The sequence below is a fragment of the bacterium genome (assembly GCA_016699995.1).
Classification (GTDB): Bacteria; Patescibacteriota; Doudnabacteria; order UBA920; family UBA920; genus UBA920.
Map to the genome: position 1 here is coordinate 848701 of CP064996.1, position 22402 is coordinate 871102.

The window sequence follows — 22402 nt, forward strand, 5'->3', positions numbered from 1 at the left end:
CAAATTTTATAAATGAACAGGCCTGATAGAGGCGCTATCTGAAAGCTTCCAGATAGTCGCCGCTCGTGCTGTAGGACCCCAACCTTTGAGATCCTAAAGCACAAGCGGTCGCTACCAACTTAATAGCTTCCAGGTTCGAGCAACAAAATGTTGCTTGATAAGCGTCTGCATTCCAATCGATGTCAAACTGCACTCCAAACTCCTCTTGTGGTCGTTAGACCTAAAACTTTTTGTTCTTTTTGTTTTTGTTTTTGAAAAATTTTTGTTGCTGTTAAGGTCAGCAAAGAACCTACATTGATTTTGGTTTTCATACAGCCCAGATTGGAGTAGGCTATGACGAGAAGTTTAAAGGAAGCCTACCTCCAAGCTCTCTAGATGCTTAGAATGGGCAGATTTCCTTAGTTCAGTTTGTTTTATATTTTGATTTCAAAGATCACTTATCGATTACTTTTATATATTAGCAGAAATTTTTGCTTTTGTCAATTGATGCGCTTCGACCAATAACAACAAAGCAAAAATAAAATTTCCCCTAGTGGGGAAATTTAGTTGTCCACAAATATTTTTACAGACTTAGCTAATGAGTTCTTTAGAAACAAGCACTCGGGGAAGCTTATGTCCGGAAAGTTGCTTGAGATTGAAAATGAAGTCATTTAGATTAAGGATCTTAACCAATTCTGGATAGCTTTCTGAGTAATTTGCCAACAATGACCGGATGTAAGGATGCTGTTCATCTGTCTTTGGCCAAGTTAAGTAAATAACCGTGCCACTGGGTGCGCTATACCTTTGCTTATTAATGAATTGGCTGGTTGCCAGCAGTAATGCATTAGGAAAAATGCGGAAATTTCTGAATATCTTGTTGCCGCTGCCTGAGTATTCCTGAGCAAACAGCCGATAGCTGCCAGATAAGTCGGCAAAGTGATCCTTATAGAAGGACTTTGCTCCATTTGGTCCAGGGAAGACCACCACCACAGGGAAGCTACTATCGCCAAGCTGTTCGAAAATCTCCCTGGGATTGTTTAAGTCAAATTCGATTGGTTCTTTGTCTATCCTTACATAATTCTTAATATTATTTACAATCTCAGTATCTAGTCCTAAGCGTTCGGCTAAATAAAAAAGTAGATCTTTTTGCACCAGTGTATCCGTAAACCTTACTGCCTTAAAACTAGACATTAAATTCGCAGCCATCTCCTTAATTTCTATAGGCTGGCTATGCAGTACCACATTCTCATCCGATAGCTCGATCCACTTCACTAGATTCTCCTCAGATTTAAAGAATGAGTTCAAATCGTTCGTGAGCTTCTGAACTCCTTCAAATCCCTTCGCATTGGAAAGGCTCTGCAGTTTTGCCGCCAGGTTGCTGGCAGCCTGCTGAAGACGATTGTAAAACACTCCATACTTCTCTTCCAGATCAGACATGGAAATGTACTCGAGATCCTTCAGATTCTTTCTTAGGGTGATTTGTACCAACCCAAAAAACAGGTCCGTGCTAGACAATGATTCAATGACATCGCGCTTATACTTAGATTGACCCAAATCTGTTTCCGGATTGTAGATTGACTTCAATACATAATTGAACGAGTACCAGCTAATTCTCTCTGTACTGTTATGAGTGATGAAATATTCGAAGCGTTGGAGATCGCAAATCTGCAACTTGCGATCTGGCTCTAAATTATCTTCGGCAAGCACTAATAATGTCCGAAAATCTGATGCAATAATTCTGGCATCGCTTGCCTTGTAATCCCCGCCGCAGATAAAAGTCTTAAACTGCCCGCCAAAGAAAGACAGGTTTAAATCTAAAATTGTTTTGGTTTGCCAGTTAGTATGAAGCCAAACTAAAATCTTCAAAATAAATCTGTACTCCTCCGGTGTCTGCGCACTAGCCTTGAACTGTTTAAAACTTTCAGCATCGAATAGGTCTTTTGTTTCAAATACACCTTCTACTAATCCTGCTTGCCACAACTTTAAAACTTCCTGCTTGCTGCGCATTGCTAACAGCCATCGACCTTCCTCTTTTTGCAGAGTCTTTGCTACGCGTGATTCGTGCAAGTGATGCTTGCTATCGATAGTAATAACTTCACCCAGTGATTCAAGCTCGTCTTCTGCTAGTTCGCTGCGAGACAACGAATCATTAGATTCAAAATCCTTATGCGTAATTTTTAGCTCTAGCAATTGCCTCCAAGAAAAATTGCCCTTATCCAAAAACTCAGCTAATTCAGACTTTAACTGATCGGAAAAATTATTATGGATAGCAACCATCTTTTCTAACAAAGAAATAGTAGACAAGCAATCCGCCAAAGCCCTATGACTGTCTTTATGCTCAATGCCGAAATAATGCATCAGGTTTTCCAAATTATAGCTATGGTGAGTAGGGAGGATAAACTGTACCAGTTCCAAGGTATCAATAAATTCGCCGGATAGCTTTACTCCAGCCATCTCCAAAAATTTAATATCCAGAGTAGGATTATGAGCGACCAATGTTGCACCCTGCAGTTTCTCAGTTAGAAAATCCTTAAACTCGCCAATCGACGGAGCCGTATCAATCTCTTCCTGGGTAATACCGGTTAGACCAAGAATTTTCTGGTGAACCTCAATGGTAGGCTTAAAAACCTGTGACCATGTTTCGCCAACCCTAAGACCAGAATCAGTCACATCAAAAAACGCAAACCCTATTTCTAGGATTTGTTCTTTTTCCGGGTCAAAGCCGGTAAATTCGAGGTCTATACTGCAATATTTCTTGTTCATTCTTCTATATTATAGAGGAAATTGGATTTTAGGGCGAAAGGTAAATTTAAAAGCCCCCGGAGGGGCTTTATATATAGAGGATTTATTCTTCGTCTTCTTCCATGTCTTCCATGCCTTTGTTAGGGATAGTATCACCGGATTTAAGCTTGTCACGCAAAGCTTTATCAACCTTTTTAAAGACTTCTGGGTTTTCCTTAAGGAACGTTTTAGCGGTTTCTCGCCCTACTCCCAGCTTTATATCTTCGAATGAATAAGAATTACCGCTCTTAGCGATTACTTCCATCAAAATGCCAGTATCCAAAACGTCGCCTGCTGCGGAAATACCCTCGTTATACATAATGTCGAATTCAGCTACCTTGAAAGGCGGAGCCACTTTATTCTTTACAACCTTGGCTTTAGTACGGTTGCCGATAATTTTGTCGCCGTTTTTGATCTGAGCGCTGCGGCGAACTTCTACGCGTACAGAAGCATAAAACTTGAGCGCATTACCGCCAGTGGTGGTTTCCGGATTTCCAAACATAACTCCGATCTTCATGCGGATCTGGTTGATGAAAATTACAGTGGTGCTGGTTTTAGAAATAATGCCGGTAAGCTTACGCAATGCCTGAGACATCAATCGTGCCTGCAAACCCATATGAGAAGCCCCCATCTCTCCTTCGATTTCTGCACGAGGAGTCAACGCAGCTACGGAGTCGATTACGATTAAATCCAAAGCGTTGCTGCGAACTAAAGTTTCAGCGATATCCAACGCCTGTTCGCCGCTGTCTGGCTGAGAGACTAATAAATCTTCCAGCTGCACTCCAATCTTTTTTGCATACTCCGGATCCAATGCATGCTCGGCGTCAATAAAAGCTGCCTGTCCACCCTGCTTCTGAACTTCTGCAATCATATGCAGAGTCAAAGTAGTCTTACCGGAACTTTCCGGTCCGTAGATTTCTACAATTCTTCCTTTTGGAATACCGCCCACTCCAAGCGCCATGTCCAAGCTGATGCTTCCTGTCGGGATGGCTTCTACATTTAATTTCTGGTTGTCAGAAATCTTCATAATACTGCCATCACCAAACTTGTCGCGAATCTGATCGATAGCATTTTCTATTGCCCCGGCCTTGCCGGAAGCTTCGACTGTTTTTTTTGCTTTTGCTGCTTTTGCCATGCTCGTATGTTAATTAAGAATCTTTTTAGTAGTTGCCGAAGGATTATTTTCCTTTACAAATTCATTGGCTTCTCTGTTAAATGGAATAGTCAATGTCTGTCCTGCTTTTCCCAATACCCCAAAATTATTTCCATTAAAGACTGCTTCCGTACTGCCAGCATCGCTGGTGGTAACTTCGATGTCATCCTGCGCGACAATCTTTTTGGTAGCTCCGCTCGGAACTAACTCCTCGGACAAAGACTGGCCGTCGCGCTTAATGGAAATAGTAGTCGCTTTTTTAAACTTCAACTCCAAAACTATTTCTGATGGCTGCGAAGTGGCTTCGCCAGCAACTTTAGGCACATCATCAATTCGCAGCGATACTAATTCATGCTTCTGCTTTCCAAACCGATTAGTGGCCCCGAAACGAACATCTTTTTGTCCTGGAGCCACACCCAGAGTAGTTTCGAAGCTACCATCACTTTGCACTAAAACGTTTTGCGAATTTACGCTAACAGTAATTCCTGGCTCTGTCTTGCCTTTAACCACCACGGAACTGCCCTGCAGAACAGTGTCCGAACGCGGCTCTAAAATAGTGAGAGATGGGGTGTGGTTAACAGAAAGGGCTTGAAACAAAATGTAGGCAAAAGCCCCTACGCCGAGGACCAGACCAGAAGCGATAGTCAGGAATGCTGGGGTTATAGAGATTTGGGAGACTAGAGCCTGCCAGCCCTTTTTGGGGGTAATCTTCTCCCGGAATGATTCGAGGGTAATACCTTTTTCCTTTTTAAACTGCTCAGTAATATCTTCGCAGGAAATTCGGTACAATTCCGCCATTTTTTTTAAAAACCCTAACACGTACACGTCCGGCGGCAAAACCTGATATTTGCCTTCTTCTAAAGCAGAGATGAATTTCTCAAAAATTCCTGTTTTCTGGCCGACTTCTTCGATAGTTAAGCCTAAATGCTGGCGAATAGAGTATAGGTATTCCCCTAAGGTTTCTTGAGCCACTTTTTTTGTTTCAAATCCTTCTGACATATCCATTATATTAGCATAGACATAAATTCCGGTTAAATTTTAAGTCTAATTTTCCCAAGATTTCCTGAATTTTTACAAAATAATATAAAAAGAGAAAGCGTTGGTTTTTAAGCGACTTCACTTCACAGTCGCCAGCCGCAGGCTTGCGGCGTGGGCGACGTAGAAGTTCAGGAGCGGAAAACAAACGCTTTCTCTTTTATTTAGTTTTTAAAAATTTACAAGTCTTGTTCTTCCCCGCCGTATTCGGCGCGTTCAGAGTCGGATACACCATAAACCTCACGTGGCTTGGCTCCGTCGGCAGGTCCGACGATTCCTGCATCTTCCAAGATGTCCAACAAACGAGCAGCCCGGGCGTAGCCTACGCGCAAACGTCTTTGCAACAAAGATGCGGATGCTTTCCCTGCGCGCAAGACCTCTTCCTTAGCCTCCTCAAACAAGTCATCTTCATCACTGCCGCCGCCACCGCTGTCTGACATCCCTGGAATACCTAAACCTTTTTTAGGCTTATCAACTATTTCTTCGTTATAAATTACTGCACCTGCTTGATTCTTAAAGAAGTCTACGACTTTATGAACTTCCTTTTCTATTACCAGAGTACCTTGTATACGTCTAGGCTTGGTAGTCTCTGCAGAAGTGAACAACATATCACCGCGTCCCAAAAGTTTTTCTGCACCGCTGGCATCAATAATAGTTCGGCTGTCAATCTGACTTGGAACTTTGAATGCTACACGAGAAGTAATATTGGCTTTGATCAAACCTGTGATAACTTCCGTACTTGGCCTTTGCGTAGCTAAAACCAAGTGAATACCAACTGCACGAGCCATCTGAGCCAACCGTACAATGGCTGCTTCTACATCCTGCTTGGCGACTGCAATTAAATCTGCCAACTCGTCTACTACTATTACTATATAAGGGAGCTTAAGTTCGTTCTTCTCATTGTATTCTGTAATGTTGCGCTTGCCGGCTTCTGCCACCAGCTTATAACGCCGTTCCATTTCTGCCACTGCCCACTTAAGAGCATTGATAGCTTTGTCTGTATCTACAATTGGCGAGGTCAATAGGTGAGGGATACCGTTGTACGGAGTTAATTCCACGCGCTTCGGATCTACCATAATAAACTTCACATCCTGCGGGGTGTTTCGGTAAAGCAAAGAAATGATCATGCTGTTTACAGCCACACTCTTACCTGTGTTAGTCGCGCCAGCTACCAATAAGTGGGGCATTTTAGCCAAATCCACTATTTGAGGTCGACCGGCTACATCGCGACCTAAAGCCATAACGAGCTTGCCGGAATTATTAACAAAATCCGTAGTCTGCATTACTTCGCGCAAAGTCACCAGCGCAGTAGACTTGTTTGGCACTTCGATGCCTACTAGAGACTTGCCTGGAATCGGCAATTCCATACGTAAAGATTGCGGCGCAGCCAAAGCCAGCGCTAAGTTGCTTTGCAGAGTCGCGATCTGGTTCAACTTTACGCCTGGTGCCGGAGCAAAAGTATATTGAGTTACCGTCGGACCAACATTAACCTCTCCCATCTCCACATTAATGCCGAAGTCTGCTAGAGTTTTTTGAATCAAAGCGACATTAGCTTCGATATCACCCGAATCCACTTTGCTCTTATTTTCTTCTAATAAATCAAATGGAGGAAGCTTCCAGTCGCGGCGGTCCTCTAAAATTATTGATTCCATTGCAGAGATAGCTTTGTCCTCTTTTGTTTGTTTTCCTGTCGTAACATTTACAACCGGCTCCACTGGCTGAACCTGCACCTCTTCCTCTTCTTCACCATCAGCACCGCTTGCATCACTAACCCGCTCATTCATTGCATTGATCTTGAGTTCGGTAACTTTATTTTCCAGTTCCTGCTCCTTCTTCTTATTCCATAGCTTCAAAGGAGTAAAGTTAAAGGCAACCAAAATGCCGATAACAAGAATTCCTAAAATGATCAGCCCCCCAGCCCAAAAACCAAGCGCGCTTAGCAAAGGTCCAGCAAGCATCGCGCCCAGGTAGCCGCCAGCTTTTCCACTGCTTGCCAAGCTGAATGCTGTCTGGCCTTCATCTATATATAGAGCATGAATCAACCCAGCAGCGCCCCCGGTAAGCAGAAACACTCCTAAGTAAGTGCGCAGGTAAGGATGGGCCTGCTCCTCCTCTTCTCCGATCTCATCTTCTGTGACTTTTGGTTTGGACTTAAACAACACCCAGGCAATAAGCAAAAACAAGAACGGCACTAAGTATGCGATTACTCCAAAAAGTATGGAGATGAATTTAAAAATTAGCTGGCCCAGAGTTCCGGCCGCTCCGATTAAGCTCAAACCCACAACGCCGGCCAAAACTATAAATACAATTATAGAGATGCTGCGCTTGGTTTCGTGAGCAAGGTTAAGTTTTGGGGTCTTCAATTTTAGTGAGCTGTCTTCTTCCTGTCGCTTGGTATATTTTCTTTTAGTACGAGCCATTTGTTTCTGTGTCTATATATTAGGGTTTAAAATCATAATGAATTATACCATTTTACGGCCTATTCTCCCAACAGTCTATATATTCAAAATAAAAGACCTCTATTTATATATAGAGATCTTTATTGAAATTATAAGCCCTTAACTTTCACTTTTTTAGTCTTAGCTTTAGCGGCTTTTGGAATGATTATGGTAAGAATACCGTCTTTGAGATCGGCTTCTGATGTGTTCGCTGTCGATATCTACCGGTACGATCACGCTTCGGGAGAATCCTCCCCAGTAACATTCTTGGTAGAAGTAGTCATCATCATGGATTTTCTCTTCTCGGGAGCGAGAACCCTGGATGGTCACCATGTCGTTTGCCACGGTAATATCAATATCATCCGGGCGAACACCGGCTATGGTGGACTTGATGATTACATTATCCTTTGTTTGATACATATCTATGTTCAAGGCGCCTTCGTAATCTGTCATCCAGTCTTCGTCCTGCTTAGAAATAGGAGTAGAAACAGCAGCCGGCTTTACTGGAGGCTCTTCCGGAGCTTCTTCATACTCTTCTCCGTCTTCATCAGCTTCTTCTTCATCGGAATAATCCTCTCCTTCGTCCAATTCTTCGTCTGCACCCTCTTCTTCTTCCTCGTAACCCTCTTCTTCGTCAGCCGGATTAGCGACGTTTACCCCTACTGGAGAACCTTCATCATAGTAATCCTGCTCTACATAGACCTTTTCCACGGTCTCTGGTTCGGCCACATTCCCGCCCATGATTTTGCCAAAAAATGATTGCTTTTGTCTTGCCATGCGTTTTCTTTCAGAAACTTACCTTTTTATTCTCGACGTTTGGTAAGTTTTAATAAGTTATGTCTGGTTTTATAATATAGCAGTTCAAAAGACCCGTCAAACAATTTTTTTCTGCTTTCTCTAGCCGTGAAACAGGCTATTTACAGAGGCTTTTAACACTTTTCCCTCGTTAGGCGACTGGGTAATCTTATATCCATTTTTTGTTTCACCAGGTGATTCACGAGCCTCGTCAAAAGTGTTGAGTAGTTTAAGAGTTGAATCGCATAGATTTTGTGCAGTAAGGGGTTCTGGAATAGGATTAACCAATCCATTATCGATTAAGTACTCATAGTTCGGCTCTTCCTGGCCTGGGAGTGTATGGGTTATCTGGATCCGGATGCCAGCCTGCAGAGCTTCTGCGATGGTTAGCCCTCCCGGCTTTGTTACCAAAACTTCTGCAATCTGGTATAACTCTGTGGGGTTGTCATAAAAGCCTAGCGCTGTGACTTTTGATAAGGCAAAATTCTCTACCTGCTTTTTAAAGTCCAAATTCTTTCCACACAAAACCAAGACATATATATCAGGGTCACGACTGGTTAGTTTAGTTAAATAGTCTTGTAGCAAGCTGGCATCAAAGCCAATTCCTAATGAGCCGCTGGCAAAAATGATAATTTTATCTGAGTCATCAATGCCTAATTTTTGGCGCAATGTATCTTTATCTACTTCAACTTTCGGCTTTAAAGTTATTCCGCATACAGCGATCTTTTTCTCTGGTATTCCCAATGCCATCATTTCTTGCTTTTGCTCCTCTATGTTTGCTAGGTATAGGTCTGCCTGATCATACAGCCAAAACTTATGCAGATGGTAATCGCTAAAAGCAATAATGAATTTTCCAAAAAATAATTTTTGCTCAATGAGCGCAGCAGTAGCCGCAGACGCTGTTGTCTGAGTAGATAAAATACAATCTGGCCGAAATGTTTTTACCACCTCGTGCAGCCTTTCCGAATTTCCCTTAGCTAGAGGAACTCGCAATGGCAACGAAATTAAGTTAACTATTTTGCTGAAGTAAATCCAGCGCCAAACAAACGGCAAGCGGCGATTAATAAAACTGTGCAACCATACACCGAAGTCTACCATCAAGCCTTCTTGCACCTGCAGTATGTCATGCAACAAAATTTCATAACCGTCTTTCTGTAAATGGTAAGCGATATTCTCTGCAATATATTTATGACCCAACCCCACCGAGGTATGGAGGATAAGAATTTTTTTCATACTATTATAGTATAATAATTTCAACATGACGGAAATAGAACATATTTTAAAACGCTGGCCTATCGATAAACCTGTTTCAATTAAAAAAGTGGAGACTGGACTTCTTAACAAGACCTATGTCATTCGAACTTTTGATGGTTTATTTGTTTTGCAACAGCTCCACCCGGCCGTATCTTTAGATGGCTGCACCGAAAACTATTTTCAGGTTACCAAGTTTCTTTTAGGTAAAGGCAAAATCACCCAAACAATTACACCAACCAACGAAGGCCAACTTTGGGTTGATATAGATGGGAAGCCGCTGGAGACTGATCCATGGCATAGAAGGCGAAGTTTACACCGCCACCCCTGCAACAGAAATCGCTTTCAGAGCTGGCAAGGTCTTGGCACAATTTCACAGCCAATTGAAAAACTATACCGAAGAGCTAAAGCCGACTCTTCCAATGTTTCGGTATGATGAAGTTCTAAATAAACTAATCAAGTACGAACCGCAATTTCTAGCGACTAGAGACCCTAAAGTTATACAAGCTTTCACATTATTAAAGGATCAGTTTCCCAAATTACTGCTTCCTAAAAACTTACCCGAGCAGATTATTCACACGGACCCAAAAATCACCAATTTTCTGTTTAACATCCAGGACCAGGGAATCTGCATGATAGACCTGGATACGATTCAAAAGCTTTCTCCGTTATACGATATAGGTGATTGTGTAAGGTCGCTGTGCGGCCAGAGTGAAGACAATCCGAACAATGTTTTTGACAAAGAAAGATATGAAGCCATTATCAAGGGATATTTGCATGTGGAACAAACGGCCTTTGCAACAATCCTTTCGGATACCGAAAAGGCTCTCATTCCTCAAGCTTGCCAGCTGATTATGCTTGGCTTGGCATCACGTTTCTTAAATGATTATATAGACGACAATTACTTTGGCTGGGATGAAACAAGGTACACAAGCCGAAAGGACCACAACCTGGCCCGAGCTATAGGACAGATCGCTTTGTGGCACAGCATGAAACAGCAGGCTTGAAGTATATTGCTAAATCTGATAAATTACCAAGACGTTAAAAATTCAGGAGGAAACATGGAAGCTTACGGACTAACCGGAAACATCGGCTGCGGCAAGAGCACAGTAGCTAAAATACTCGCTAAATTTAAAGGCGTAGCTGTCTTTGACTGCGATCAAATCTCCAAGGAACTTATGTCGAGCGGCAGATACATTAAAGAAATTAATACAATTTTACAAGATAATGTATTCGACATCACCCATGGCAACCGTCCCGACCTGCCTAAGATAGCAAAGATAATTTTTAGCCATCCGGAGCGGAAAATGGCTTTGGAAAAATTTATTCATCCATTTGTATGGCAAGAAGTCGAACAGCAGGTTAATGCCCAGGACGGCAAAAAGCTCTGCGTAGTCGAATCGGCGATTATCTTCGAAACCAGAAATCAGGACAGATTTACAGATATCATTACCGTAACATGCAATCAGGTAGAACAGCTGCGGCGCTTAAGAGAAAATCGCAAGATGAGTGAGGACCAAATCAAAGCGCGCATCGTTCAGCAAGTCCCTTCTAGCTATAAAGAAAAAAATGCTAGATATGTGATTAACACTGACTGCAGTCCGGAACAGCTCGAGCAAAGAGTAGAATCACTTTACCGGCAGCTGCGGTTTCGCAATTGGCGGCAGCTTAAAAATAACTCACGTCTATTTCTGACGTGATTTTTTATATGCTTCAATGTATTTTTTCACCGACTGATTCTTTAAAACTTGCTGTATAGTTTTTAAATCCAAATCTTCAATTTTCTTAAACCGCAAACAGCTTTTTCCCATATCCAATTTCTTGCCAGACTTTTTATATCCATCAACCAGCATCTTGTAAGTCTTTGGGTCGCCGTATACCGTCATTAGATACAAAGCGTAATAATTTTTTTGAACCGCCAGACCCATAAAAGGCAATGGCTGCTTTGGATCATTTAAATAGCCTTCGGGAAATATTTTTAGCGGGACAGAATAGCAAATCATTCCCCATTGCATAAACTCAGCAACTTCTTTCGGTAAGAAAGATTTCAAATTTTTGCGCACATACTCTATAACAGTTTTCTGCTCTGCTGTTAGCGCTTTGATATATTCACTGGGAGTCTTGGCTTTTGATTGCATAAATGTCTTTGGCGGTGTTTTCTGGACGAAGTTCGAACATTTTTTGAGCAAAACCCCCAATAAGGAAGCCAGCCCCGCCACTGCTCGGAAACCTCGCCACACCACAGAAAAATACTCTTTGCTCTTTTCATTTTGCGCGCGCCCGATTTCTTTTTCTTCTAATGAAAAGAGTATTTTTCTGCGGTGTTCTGCCTTCCAAGTATTCAGGCAGGTGGCGGGGCTGTCCTCAATTTGATTTCGAAAAGAAAAAGCGGAATTCCCCCCAAACCCCCCTTCCGCTTTTTCTTTTCTCAAACGGAACGGGAACGGAAGCAGGCGGGCAAAAATTCCTTCCCCCCAACCCCCTTCCTTTTTGCCCGCCTGCTTGGGCTTCGCCCCCAAAACTTTTCGGCGGGACGGCGGGACTATTTAATATTAAGCTTTTCACCTCTTTTTTCAAATGCCTCTTTTCCGCCTTCAAGTTTTAGCAATTCCTCTCTGTTTTTTGTGTCCTCAATTGTCGTTTCAATAACTTCCGTTTGCCCCGATTCATTTTTCAAAATGAAAATTTTCTCTGCATCTCCGTTGATTACAAAATTTGCGTTATGGGTGGCAAAAATGATTTGGCGATCTGATTTTTTCTCTTTCAACAAAGGCACAAGATAATTCGCAATCAACGAGCTATCAAGATGAGCCTCTGGCTCATCAATAATTAGCGGATAATTCCCAAACAAAAGTAAAATCACAACTACCGCCGTACATCTTTGTCCGAAAGACGCTTGTTCAACATCTCGATTGTCATATTTGACTTGGATTATTTTGTTTAGCTTCACATCGTACAAATGTTTATCCCTAATTGCCTGAAAGATTTGAAAATTTTTCTCTTCCTTAAAAACCTCATCAAGAAATTTGGTGTATTTTTTATCGCTCTTCTGGGATTGTTGGATAATTTTTCTAACATCGTCAAATGAGTTTTTGGAAAAAGTTTGCTCATTGCCCGTTATAAATTCGCACACTTCTTTGCCTCGTTCCGTATCGTGGTACTTTGTGAAAAAATAATTGTAAAACTCTTCTGCCAGAGCAACCCAAGCACCTTTTTCGTTGAAAGAATATTCGAGTGAAATTTGCTTGATATCTTTCCCTTGATTGTCTTCAAACTGTTTCTTCAATAAATCCTGCAAGGGTTTCAATATCTCGGTAATTTTTGTTTCGTAATTTTGTTTATTTGTGCTTAATCCAGCGACAACATTTTCGAGCGTTGCAAGCACTTTTGTTTTTGCCTCAATTTGAGCGGTTAAGCTCTTAATTTCGCTTTCCAAGTTCGTTATTTTTTGTGGAGCGGATTTGATCTGCTCAACGCTTTCGGGAGTATAACCAGCTTTCTCAATTAGTGTCTTGGCTTTAGCTTCCAATTCTGTCAGAGCTTTTTTGATCTCCGATTCTTTCTTTGCTTCCTCTGCAAACTTTTCTTCTTTCAATAATTCAACCGCTTCAGCAATCTTGGCTACTGCAAGGTCATAGGCTTTTTCGTATTCAGTTTTTTCAACTTCTTCTTTTGATTCTTCAGATTCAGATTCTGGAATTAGATCAGACAGTGAATTTTTAAGATCAGATATATTTTCTTTCCAATCTTCTAACTCCTGCAACTCTTTTGATTTATCTGTAATTCCAGTAATAACCTCGTTATATTCTTTGCTCGATAATACTTTAACGCTACTTTCAAGCGTCCTTTTTTCTTTTTCTTTTGCAATTTTTTGATCCTCAAGAGTTTTCAAATCAGAAACGGCTTGAATAATTTGACCAAGTTTGCCTTTCAAGGATTCAATTTCTTCCTCGTATTCCTCTAAAATATTACCTGCGTGCGAATTAGCTCTGTCATAAATTGCTTGCGTAAATTTAGATTTATCCCGCGCAAAAGTTTCTATTTCGCTTTGAGCTAAAAATTCAAAAATTTCAGTTCCGCCAAAGGAAAAAATATTGTTGTCATTCGGATCAAAAGAGGGGCTTAAATTATTCCAAAACTTTTTTGGAGAATCGGGGTTGTTTGAATGCAATCCCAGAAAATTCAAAATAGTGCTTTTTCCTGATCCTCTACCACCGATAAAACAATTAAAATATGGGCTTAAGTTATATGAGCCGTTATTCCCAGCAAAACAAAACTTATCTTCGCCAACTTTTGCGTCGGTAGGAATTTTTAGAGTAATTGTGTCAATCGTGTTTATCGGCTTTTTTGGTTTTTCCTCACCAATAAAAATTCTTGTTTCTGGCTCATAAACAATTTGCTTCAATCCCTCAAATGTTGGCTCGGCTTTAATCCAGCAATATTTTTCAATCGGTTTTGAATCTTTATCCTTTAGCTTTCCAATTGGATAATCTTGAGCGTGTGAATCGCTTCCTTTTATACAAGCCTTTTTTCGTAAAAACCAACCGCGAAACTGATCTTGTGTAAATTTTACAGTTCCGTCAGTTTTCAAATCAGATTTCCAAAGGAAAAAATCAATTTGTTTTTGTCGTGAAGAACCTAAAACATCAGCAGTTCTTATGTAATTACTCTTTATCCACTCATCTGAATTCGGATCAATTTCATCAATACCGCCGTATTCATCATACGGAAGCCACAATAAAAATTTATCCTTAAATTTTTCGTCCTGGTTTAATTCAGTTAGCAAAGAACCGAGGGAGATTTTCTTATCTTTCAGTTTGGCTTTGTCATCATAATCGCCACTGATTTTTGTTCCGTTGCTTTTCAACCCCTTAATTAAATTTTCAATGTCAGCAATTTGTATTTGGTCATCAAAAATAATATGAAAATTGAAATGAGTTGCCCCGTTTGTTGTGGTGTTTTTGTTTTGTACGCTTTCAGTCATTCGAAATTCAACAACGGGCAGGATTTTCTTACCGCCAACATCTAAATCGCCCTTGTCGATTTTTTCTTTGATTTGTTTGTATCCTGCTACTGAAAAATAATCATTTATCCCAATAACATCACAATCAGCGTTTTTCAGTTGAGTTTCAAATTGATCCCAAGTACCAGAAAAGCCGTCAGAAGCAGGGCTATGCACATGCAAATCCCATTTTCTCCATTCGGAGCCGATATTTGGTTTTGGAATCTTACTGCTCATATTTATTCTGAAAAAATTTTCACTTTTATATCTTCCTTGAGTTTATGTATTGAATTTTCATATTCCTTTATTTGATTTTCTCTTTCTTCAATCTTTTTCATTATCTTTTTTTGTACTTCCATTGGAGGTAACGGAAAACTAAAATTTTGGATTGCACCTAATTTGATATACGCCATAGTATTTCCCAGTTTTTGTTGTAGAACAGAATCTTTCAAAGTGTTCTTTAACACGAAATATAAGTATTTAGGTTCAATATTAACAAAATCAGTTAGAACATATGTTCTTTGGTATGCTTCAAATTTACCCTTAAAATAAGTTACTGTGCCAACATCTCCGTTGCCTGCTATAAGTATCGCTTCTGCATCAAATGAAAAAACATCACTATAAGTATGATTTTGGGCGCAAGTAAAAAAAGGGTACTTTCCATTTGGATTGCCTTCATTAACATTTTTCTTTCCCGTTCTTATTTTGCAAATGTCGCCAAGTTTAACGCTTTCCCACTTACTTTTTCCTCGGTGGTCAGTTTGAAAATATGTTTTGTAATTTAGACTAACTTCACTGTGGTTTAATATCTCGTCTTTACTTACCCAAAAAACTTTTTTGCTTGGATTCTTTTTGCCATTTTTCCAATCAGTGATTACTTGGAGGGCTTCAGGCAAATCATTTTTTTCTATTTTTTGTCGTTTTGCACCGAGATCATAGCCGTCTGCTTCAACATTAATAAACAAAATATCTTTAACTTTTTTTGAAATTGAATTGTCAAAAAAAAGTACACTTGTTTTAATCGTTGCGGAATATGGATTAAAAATTCCTACTGGCAAAGAAACGATCGCATATAACCCATCTTCTACCATTTTTTTTCTTAACGATTGATTAGCATTGCTTGTTTGAAACATTATTCCCTCAGGGACTACAATTCCACCTCGACCACTGATATTTAAATGTTCTATGATGTAATCAACAAACAAAACTTCTGCACGATTTGCCTGTATAGAAAATCGCTTGTGTGGCACTACTCCTCCACGAGGTGTCATAAAAGGAGGATTTGCCATTATCACATCAAAAGTTTCGTCCCAACGCTTTTCACTGGTCAGCGAATCATACTCGTGAATTTTTGGCTCTGGGAATCCGTGCAGATACATATTCACAAGCGCCAATTTCACCATATCAGGCGAAATATCATAGCCTGCCAAATTATTCATCAATTTTAATTTTTCGTCTGGCGTGAGCGGTTTTTCTTTGTTGGTTTTCAAAATGTGCTTGTAGGCAGAAATCAAAAATCCAGCCGTTCCGCAAGCGGGATCAAGAATTGTTTCGTTCTTTTTTGGATCAACAACTTCAACAATAAAATCAATAATGTGGCGAGGCGTGCGGAATTGTCCCGCGTCGCCTTGGCTTCCGAGAATAGAAAGCAAATATTCAAAAGCATTGCCTAAATTTTCGCTGTGTTCGTAATTAAATTCGTTGATCTCTTTGAGGAATAGCGAAAGCGTGCGAGGGTCGTTGTATGGCAAAAACGCGCCTTTGAAAATATCACGGAACAATTGCGGAATATGCGGATTTTTCGACATATTCGTAATTGCTTGAACATACAAATCAAGGCGTTCTTGCCCCGAAAGTTTATTGTCCAAAAGTTTCGTCCAAGCGTATTGCGAAAATCCGTTGGCGAAAAATTTTGCCTCTCCGCCGAGTTCTTCAGATTCCTTGTCCATATCGTCCATAAACTTATAGACAAGAGCGGTCGTGATTTGTTCAACTTGAGCTTTTGGGTCTGGCACTTTACCGACAAGAATTTGTCGGGCAGAGTCTAGTTTTCGTTTTGTAGTTTGATCAAGCATAATTTTTTGGTTACCTCATATAAACATTAACGGGAACATAGTCTTTCACATATTCAGGGACAGTTTCCCGCCAGCCGTTTAATTCCTTAAATTCCGACATTGTAAATCCAGCGTACACATTCAATTCCGCAAATTGTTTTTTGTTGATAATCTCGCGAAATTTTTCGTCTGTAACATACGCTTTCAGATAATTTTTGATATGCGGAACATATTTGCTTTCGGGCTTGTAGATTGAGATAAACTTTTCGCATTCTTCTTCCAGTTTTTCGTCTTTGGATTTGAAAACATCAATCAAGCCGAAAGCTCTTTCCAAAAATTCACGCCAAGAAATACGGCGATCAAGATTTTCGCTCTTGCGGATTTTTTCAAGATTCAGGAATAATTGCGGTTTGTCTTCGTATTTGTCGCGCATAATCTGCACGGCTTTGTCCCATTGCTCATTTTCCACGGCAGATTTTACTTCCGTGTCTTTTTGCAATTCTTCACGGGCTTTTTCAAAAAGTTTGCGATCAACTTTCATTCCCTCGATTCCGACAGGCGTTTCGGTAAGGGATTTTACTTTGTCGGGATTAAAAACTTCTATTTCATCAATATCAACGCCGACAGGTCCCTCTCCGCCAGTTCCTTTTTGTTTGATTGGTAATTGCAAAATCTCGTCATAATCAAACTTTTCTTCAAAGTATTCGCAGTTTGCGAAGAAATCGAAAAATTTGAAATGATCTTTTGGCTTTTTGTGTTTCTCGCCATATTCGTCGGTATATTCAAAAGTGAATTTTCTTGTGCCTCGTCCTTTGATCTGAATAAAATCAGTCGGCGAAAAGATTGGGCGCATAAGCGCAAGATTCAAAATATCTTGGCAATCATAACCAGTCGTCATCATTCCGACAGTTACGCAAATTCTCGTTTTGCTGGATTTGTAGTTTTCCAAAAACTTGGTGTGTCCGTTTAGGTTGTTGTTGGCAAAATTGATTGTGAATTGCTGGCTGTCCGCAATATTTGAGGTGATTTGCACGGCAAAATCGGAATTGTATTTGTCGGGCCAAAGTTGGCTCGCCATTTGGTTGAGCGTTTGCGTTATTTTGGAAGCGTGCTTTTGACTGACGCAAAAGACAATAGTTTTGCCGATTTCACCGCTTATCGGGTCTTTAAGAGAATTTTCAATGAGTGTCTGGCAAAAGACGCGATTTGTTTTTTCGGAAAAGAATTTCTTTTCAAAATCCTTTTGGAAAAATGTTTCTTCACTTTCTGTGCCATTCTCATCTTCAACCATAACCGCATAGCCCTTTTCCGATAGCAATTCGGTAGTGATGTCGGTTCGCGCGTCTGAAACGATAGGGTTGATCAAAAATCCTTCCTTTACGCCGTCAAGCAAACTGAAACGGAAAGTCGGCTCGCCATTTTTACAGCCAAAAGTCGTATAAGTGTCCAAGAGTTGCCGTCTTTCCCAAGCTCGTGGGTCTTTTTGTGATAATTTTTGCGGATCAACATTTTTCAAATAATCTTTCGGTGTTGCGGTTAAGCCCAATTTGTAGCCGATAAAATATTCAAAAACTGCTCGCGAGTTTCCGCCTATTGCTCGGTGTGATTCATCGGCGATAATCAAATCAAAATCAGTCGGCGAGAAAAGTTTTTTATATTTATCTTGCGCCGAAAGACTTTGAACTGTTGAAATGACAATTTCCGCTTTTTTCCAGTCGTCGCGGTTTTGCTTGTAAATAACAGAAGAAAAGTCATTGCTCAAATAGCGGACAAAGTTTTTATGGGCTTGGTCTTCCAATTCTAAACGATCAACCAAAAACAGAATTCTTTTAGCGTTGCCTGTTCGTAAAAACAGTTTGATAACGGCGGCGGAAATTAGAGTTTTTCCTGTGCCTGTCGCCATTTCAAAAAGAAAGCGATCATTTCCAGCTTCGGCGGACTTTTGCAAGGCGTGAATTGCTTTGAGTTGATACGGGCGCAAAATTCGCAAATTTTCGTCCCAAAGATATTGTTCACGAGTATCTTCTTTCTGATAACGAGGATCGTCTTTGAAATTTGGATTTTGCGTGAGGGCGATATAATCATCATTGACTTCCTCGTCTGCTAAACGCTGATTGTTGGGCTTAAAATCCTGCCTGTGCTTCAAAGATTCTTGCGTTGGAAATTCTGTGATAATTTCAGGATCGCCTCGTTCCAAATCCCAAAAATAATGAAGGTTGCCGTTTGAGAGAATTACAAAACGGGCGTTTTCAGTGTGAGCGTATTTTCTGGCTTGTTCTTTTCCGTCCAGTGGGTTTTTGTCTTCTTTTTTGGCTTCCAGAATAACGAGCGGGAAACCTTTTTCATCGAGCAATAAAAAATCAATAAAGCCGTTTTTTGTGGATTCAAAATCTTCACCAAAAGCGTCAATGTCTTTTTGGGTAAGTTTTACATTCGGTTCAAGCGAAATGTTTGCTTGTCCTTTTTCATTATCAAAAAATCGCCAGCCTGCTTGTTCAAGCAGTTTGTTTATTTTTATTCGCGCTTTTGCTTCTTTAGTATTTGCCATAGTTTTATTTCATTAAATCATCAAGGGAAACGCCGAGGGCGTCCGCGATTTTTTTGACTGTATCAATGGTGGGGTTGGGAGTAGAGCCAGCTTCAATCTTGGCGATTGTATGAAAAGCCAAATCCGCCTTTTTTGAAAGCTGATCTTGCGAAATGCCGAGCTTGTTTCGGTATTTCTTTATATTGTCGCCAATTGTGGATTTTTCGTTTGACATAATCGTATAGTTTTACTATTATAGTTGTATAGTATTAAAAACATCACTGATTTATAGTTAGTATATGGAATTTTTATCAATTAGTCAAACAAAATTAGGGAGTTCCTTTGATATAACGCGCGCACGGGTGGGTGGGGCAAGCGTTATTCCTCTTTTATCCTCTCTTTTGTTTTCTGTCCCGCCGTCCCGCCGAAAAGTTTTGGGGGCGAAGCCCAAGCAGGCGGGCAAAAAGGAAGGGGGTTGGGGGGAAGGAATTTTTGCCCGCCTGCTTCCGATCCCGTTCCGTTTGAGAAAAGAAAAAGCGGAAGGGGGGTTTGGGGGGAATTCCGCTTTTCCTTTTCGAAATCAAATTGTGGACAGCCCCGCCACCTGCCTGAATACTTGGAAGGCAGAACACCGCAGAAAAATACTCTTTTCATTAGAAGAAAAAGAAATCGGGCGCGCGCAAAATGAAAAGAGCAAAGAGTATTTTTCTGTGGTGTGGCGAGGTTTCCGAGCAGTGGCGGGGCTGGCTTCCTTATTGGGGGTTTTGCTCAAAAAATGTTCGAACTTCGTCCAGAAAACACCGCCAATTTTCACTTTTTGTGAAATCGTAAGGAATTGCCTCGGCGCAAAGCGCCTCGGCATGGTATTTTTCCGCAATTTTGAAGGCATTTTTGAAATCCAAAAACAAAGTGCGGTCGGCAATGCGGAAGTTCGCAGAGCGAAGCTCTGGCAAAATGAAATTTTGCAAACCAATCTTTTTTCTTTTGCTTTCAGCGAAAGGTTGAGCGCATTTTTCTTTGATTGCCCAAAAGCTAATCTAAAAACAATATGGACAACATAAATTTACAAACCAAAAAGTTTTTCCTCTATGCGAGAAAATCCACGGACGAACCAGAGCGTCAAATTCTTTCCATTGAGGCGCAACTTTTTGAATTGCGGGAATATGCCAGAAAAGAGGGTTTGAATATCGTCCGTGAATTTTTGGAAAGCAAAACCGCCAAAGAGCCAGGCAGAGAAATTTTTAACGAAATGATCTCGCGCATAGAGGAAAATGAAGCCGAGGGAATTTTAGCGTGGCACCCCGACCGCCTTGCTCGCAATTCCATAGACGGCGGACGGATAATTTACTTGGTAGATACTGGTAAAATATCCGCGCTAAAATTTCCGACTTTTTGGTTTGATCCGACACCGCAGGGAAAATTTATGTTGTCCATCGCTTTTGGGCAATCAAAATATTATGTGGATAATCTTTCGGAAAATATAAAGAGGGGTATTCGCCAGAAACTTAGAAATGGAATATGGCCCGCTTGGGCTCCACTTGGCTATATAAACGACAAGAATGCTCGTTGTATTGCGGTTGATAAAGAAAAGGCGAAATATATCAAGCGGGCTTTTGAAATGTATGCAACTGGCGAATATCCCCTTGCTCAAATCCGAAAGATTATCAATTCCTTGGGCTTGGTTGGCAAGAAAGGCAAGATGCTTTCCGTCTCAAATTATCAGTATATGCTCAAAAATCCGATTTACTACGGAATTATCGAATACAACGGCGAAATGTATGACGGAAAGCACGAACCGATTATCACAAAGAAACTTTTTGATTCCGTTCAAGAAGTGATGATGAGAAAGAGTAAACCGAAAACGCCAAAATTGAAACCCTATGTGTATAGAGGATTTTTCCGTTGCGGAGAGTGCGGTTGTTTCATCACGACCGAAACACAGAAAGGACATAATTATTTGCGTTGCACCAAACGGAAAAATCCTTGTACTCAAAAATATGTTCGCGAGGAAATCATCACTTCTCAAATAAAAGAGGAAATCAAAAAAGTTTCTTTATCTTCCGCTTGGGCGAACGCTTCAATAGAATTTTTTGAAAACGAGAAATTAAAAACCGCCCAAGCGGAAAGCTCTTTCGCCCAAGAATTGCGAGATGAGCTTGTAGAAATTGAAACAAAACTTGATCGCTTGCTTGATTTACAGTTGGCAGGCAGTTTGTCGCAAACGGAGTATGCCACCAAGAAGCACAAGCTCATTCTCGCAAAAAAGGATTTAGAAGAAAAAATCTCGTCTTTTGGGCGAAAGAGCAATAATCGGTTCGAACTTGCCATTAACTTCATAAAAGAAGCCAACCAAGCCGAAAAATGCGCTCAACAAGAAAATCCCGAAAGGATTCGGGATTTTCTAAAAAAGATTGGTTCGAACTTCCGCATTGCCGACCGCACTTTGTTTTTGGATTTCAAAAATGCCTTCAAAATTGCGGAAAAATACCATGCCGAGGCGCTTTGCGCCGAGGCAATTCCTTACGATTTCACAAAAAGTGAAAATTGGCGGAGAGGCAGGGATTCGAACCCTGGGTACCCTTGCGAGCACATCGCATTTCGAGTGCGACCCATTCGACCACTCTGGCACCTCTCCAAATTTTTTAACGATCCGCCTCCATAAAATCTTCTTCTTAAACGCATCCGCGACTTACATATGATTAAACAATATTACCACAAAACGAAGCGCGGTGTATAGGCGAGAGGCCATGGGCCTTTATCGCTTCGATATGAAATTTAGTTCCATAACCCTTATGCCTGTCTAAGCCGTAAACAGGAAATTGCTGGCCCAGCTCCTTCATTAAATTATCGCGGTGCACTTTTGCAATAATAGAAGCGGCGGCGATAGAGTGGATGATACTATCCCCTCTTACAATCGCCTCCTGAGTAATCTCCAAATCCGGAATAGTGTTTCTGCCGTCAACCAACAAGACTGAACTCCCCCGCACCAGTCCCCTACCCTGCTTTTGCAATTCCTCGACCGCGCGACGCATAGCTAATAAACTACCTTGCAAAATATTTATGGTTTCAATTTCCATTACCGAACTAACTGCAATGGAGTAGAGAGAATTATTTTTTATATGTTCGCTTAGCTCTTCCCTCTTCTTCTCCGACAATCTCTTGCTATCGGTAATTTCGTTCCACCAAGATCGCCCTTCAAGTTCCTTAAAATTATCTGCAACAAAACTCACCGCTGCAGCAACTACCGGCCCTGCTAACGGTCCGCGGCCAACTTCATCAACGCCAACAACTATGCCTGCGCCGCCATTGTATAAACTTAGTTCTTTTTAAATCGGTCCAACATAACATTTTTTATAAACCATCTACAAACTAATATATACGGATAAC

At 40.8% G+C, this 22402-nt stretch carries 16 protein-coding genes, 1 tRNA gene and 2 pseudogenes; 5 read left to right on the top strand and 14 right to left on the bottom strand.

Annotated features, from left to right (window positions below; all coding sequences use genetic code 11):
* Positions 1 to 570: 570 nt before the first annotated feature.
* The 6 genes from IPM19_04530 to IPM19_04555 all read right to left on the bottom strand — a co-directional run bounded on the left by IPM19_04530 (position 571) and on the right by IPM19_04555 (position 9414).
* Complete coding sequence (locus IPM19_04530; GenBank protein QQS22861.1) at positions 571 to 2742, bottom strand: hypothetical protein; 2172 nt, start codon at positions 2740 to 2742, stop codon at positions 571 to 573.
* 82 nt (positions 2743 to 2824) lie between these two features.
* Positions 2825 to 3895 carry a recombinase RecA gene (gene recA / locus IPM19_04535; GenBank protein ID QQS22862.1) on the bottom strand — a complete coding sequence of 357 codons (1071 nt, stop codon included), beginning with the start codon at positions 3893 to 3895 and terminating at the stop codon, positions 2825 to 2827.
* Between the two features lie 9 nt (positions 3896 to 3904).
* Positions 3905 to 4912 carry a DUF4115 domain-containing protein gene (locus IPM19_04540; protein ID QQS22863.1) on the bottom strand — a complete coding sequence of 336 codons (1008 nt, stop codon included), beginning with the start codon at positions 4910 to 4912 and terminating at the stop codon, positions 3905 to 3907.
* A gap of 215 nt (positions 4913 to 5127) precedes the next feature.
* The gene (locus IPM19_04545) at positions 5128 to 7368 is read right to left on the bottom strand and encodes a DNA translocase FtsK 4TM domain-containing protein (protein ID QQS22864.1); all 2241 of its coding nucleotides are present in this window, start codon (positions 7366 to 7368) and stop codon (positions 5128 to 5130) included.
* A gap of 165 nt (positions 7369 to 7533) precedes the next feature.
* Complete coding sequence (locus tag IPM19_04550; protein ID QQS22865.1) at positions 7534 to 8163, bottom strand: Hsp20/alpha crystallin family protein; 630 nt, start codon at positions 8161 to 8163, stop codon at positions 7534 to 7536.
* A 120-nt stretch (positions 8164 to 8283) separates the two neighbouring features.
* On the bottom strand, positions 8284 to 9414 hold the full coding sequence (locus IPM19_04555) for a hypothetical protein (GenBank protein QQS22866.1): 1131 nt from the start codon (positions 9412 to 9414) through the stop codon (positions 8284 to 8286).
* Between the two features lie 287 nt (positions 9415 to 9701).
* Here IPM19_04555 and IPM19_04560 point away from each other — a divergent pair, with 287 nt between their 5' ends.
* Positions 9702 to 10439, top strand: a complete 738-nt coding sequence (locus IPM19_04560) for an aminoglycoside phosphotransferase family protein (protein ID QQS22867.1) — start codon at positions 9702 to 9704, stop codon at positions 10437 to 10439.
* A gap of 54 nt (positions 10440 to 10493) precedes the next feature.
* Positions 10494 to 11132, top strand: a complete 639-nt coding sequence (locus IPM19_04565) for a dephospho-CoA kinase (protein QQS22868.1) — start codon at positions 10494 to 10496, stop codon at positions 11130 to 11132.
* On the opposite strand, the gene IPM19_04570 is transcribed toward IPM19_04565, so the two are convergent.
* The 5 genes from IPM19_04570 to IPM19_04590 form a co-directional block, all read right to left on the bottom strand.
* A complete protein-coding gene (locus IPM19_04570; GenBank protein QQS22869.1) occupies positions 11118 to 11864 on the bottom strand; it encodes a DUF1801 domain-containing protein in 747 nt (248 codons plus the stop codon). The genes IPM19_04565 and IPM19_04570 overlap by 15 nt on opposite strands.
* A gap of 110 nt (positions 11865 to 11974) precedes the next feature.
* The gene (locus IPM19_04575; GenBank protein ID QQS22870.1) at positions 11975 to 14671 is read right to left on the bottom strand and encodes an AAA family ATPase; all 2697 of its coding nucleotides are present in this window, start codon (positions 14669 to 14671) and stop codon (positions 11975 to 11977) included.
* 2 nt (positions 14672 to 14673) lie between these two features.
* The gene (locus tag IPM19_04580) at positions 14674 to 16509 is read right to left on the bottom strand and encodes an N-6 DNA methylase (protein QQS22871.1); all 1836 of its coding nucleotides are present in this window, start codon (positions 16507 to 16509) and stop codon (positions 14674 to 14676) included.
* A 10-nt stretch (positions 16510 to 16519) separates the two neighbouring features.
* The gene (locus IPM19_04585) at positions 16520 to 19036 is read right to left on the bottom strand and encodes a DEAD/DEAH box helicase family protein (protein ID QQS22872.1); all 2517 of its coding nucleotides are present in this window, start codon (positions 19034 to 19036) and stop codon (positions 16520 to 16522) included.
* Positions 19037 to 19040: 4 nt separating this feature from the next.
* On the bottom strand, positions 19041 to 19250 hold the full coding sequence (locus tag IPM19_04590; GenBank protein ID QQS22873.1) for a helix-turn-helix transcriptional regulator: 210 nt from the start codon (positions 19248 to 19250) through the stop codon (positions 19041 to 19043).
* 64 nt (positions 19251 to 19314) lie between these two features.
* On the opposite strand from IPM19_04590, the gene IPM19_04595 reads away from it, so the two are divergent.
* From IPM19_04595 to IPM19_04605, 3 genes and pseudogenes are all read left to right on the top strand, one after another.
* Positions 19315 to 20076 carry a hypothetical protein gene (locus tag IPM19_04595; GenBank protein QQS22874.1) on the top strand — a complete coding sequence of 254 codons (762 nt, stop codon included), beginning with the start codon at positions 19315 to 19317 and terminating at the stop codon, positions 20074 to 20076.
* Positions 20064 to 20531: pseudogene (locus IPM19_04600) on the top strand (recombinase family protein). The gene IPM19_04595 and the pseudogene IPM19_04600 overlap by 13 nt, the downstream one beginning before the upstream one ends.
* 210 nt (positions 20532 to 20741) lie before the next feature.
* Positions 20742 to 21059 (top strand): annotated as a pseudogene (locus tag IPM19_04605) (recombinase zinc beta ribbon domain-containing protein).
* On the opposite strand, the gene IPM19_04610 reads toward IPM19_04605, so the two are convergent.
* The 3 genes from IPM19_04610 to IPM19_04620 all read right to left on the bottom strand — a co-directional run bounded on the left by IPM19_04610 (position 21038) and on the right by IPM19_04620 (position 22308).
* A complete protein-coding gene (locus IPM19_04610; GenBank protein QQS22875.1) occupies positions 21038 to 21352 on the bottom strand; it encodes a hypothetical protein in 315 nt (104 codons plus the stop codon). The pseudogene IPM19_04605 and the gene IPM19_04610 sit on opposite strands and share 22 nt — an antisense overlap.
* 208 nt (positions 21353 to 21560) lie before the next feature.
* Positions 21561 to 21650 (bottom strand) — tRNA-Ser (locus IPM19_04615).
* A 64-nt stretch (positions 21651 to 21714) separates the two neighbouring features.
* Positions 21715 to 22308 (bottom strand): ribonuclease HII, encoded by a 594-nt coding sequence (locus IPM19_04620; GenBank protein ID QQS23425.1) that lies wholly within the window; start codon positions 22306 to 22308, stop codon positions 21715 to 21717.
* Positions 22309 to 22402 lie beyond the last annotated feature (94 nt).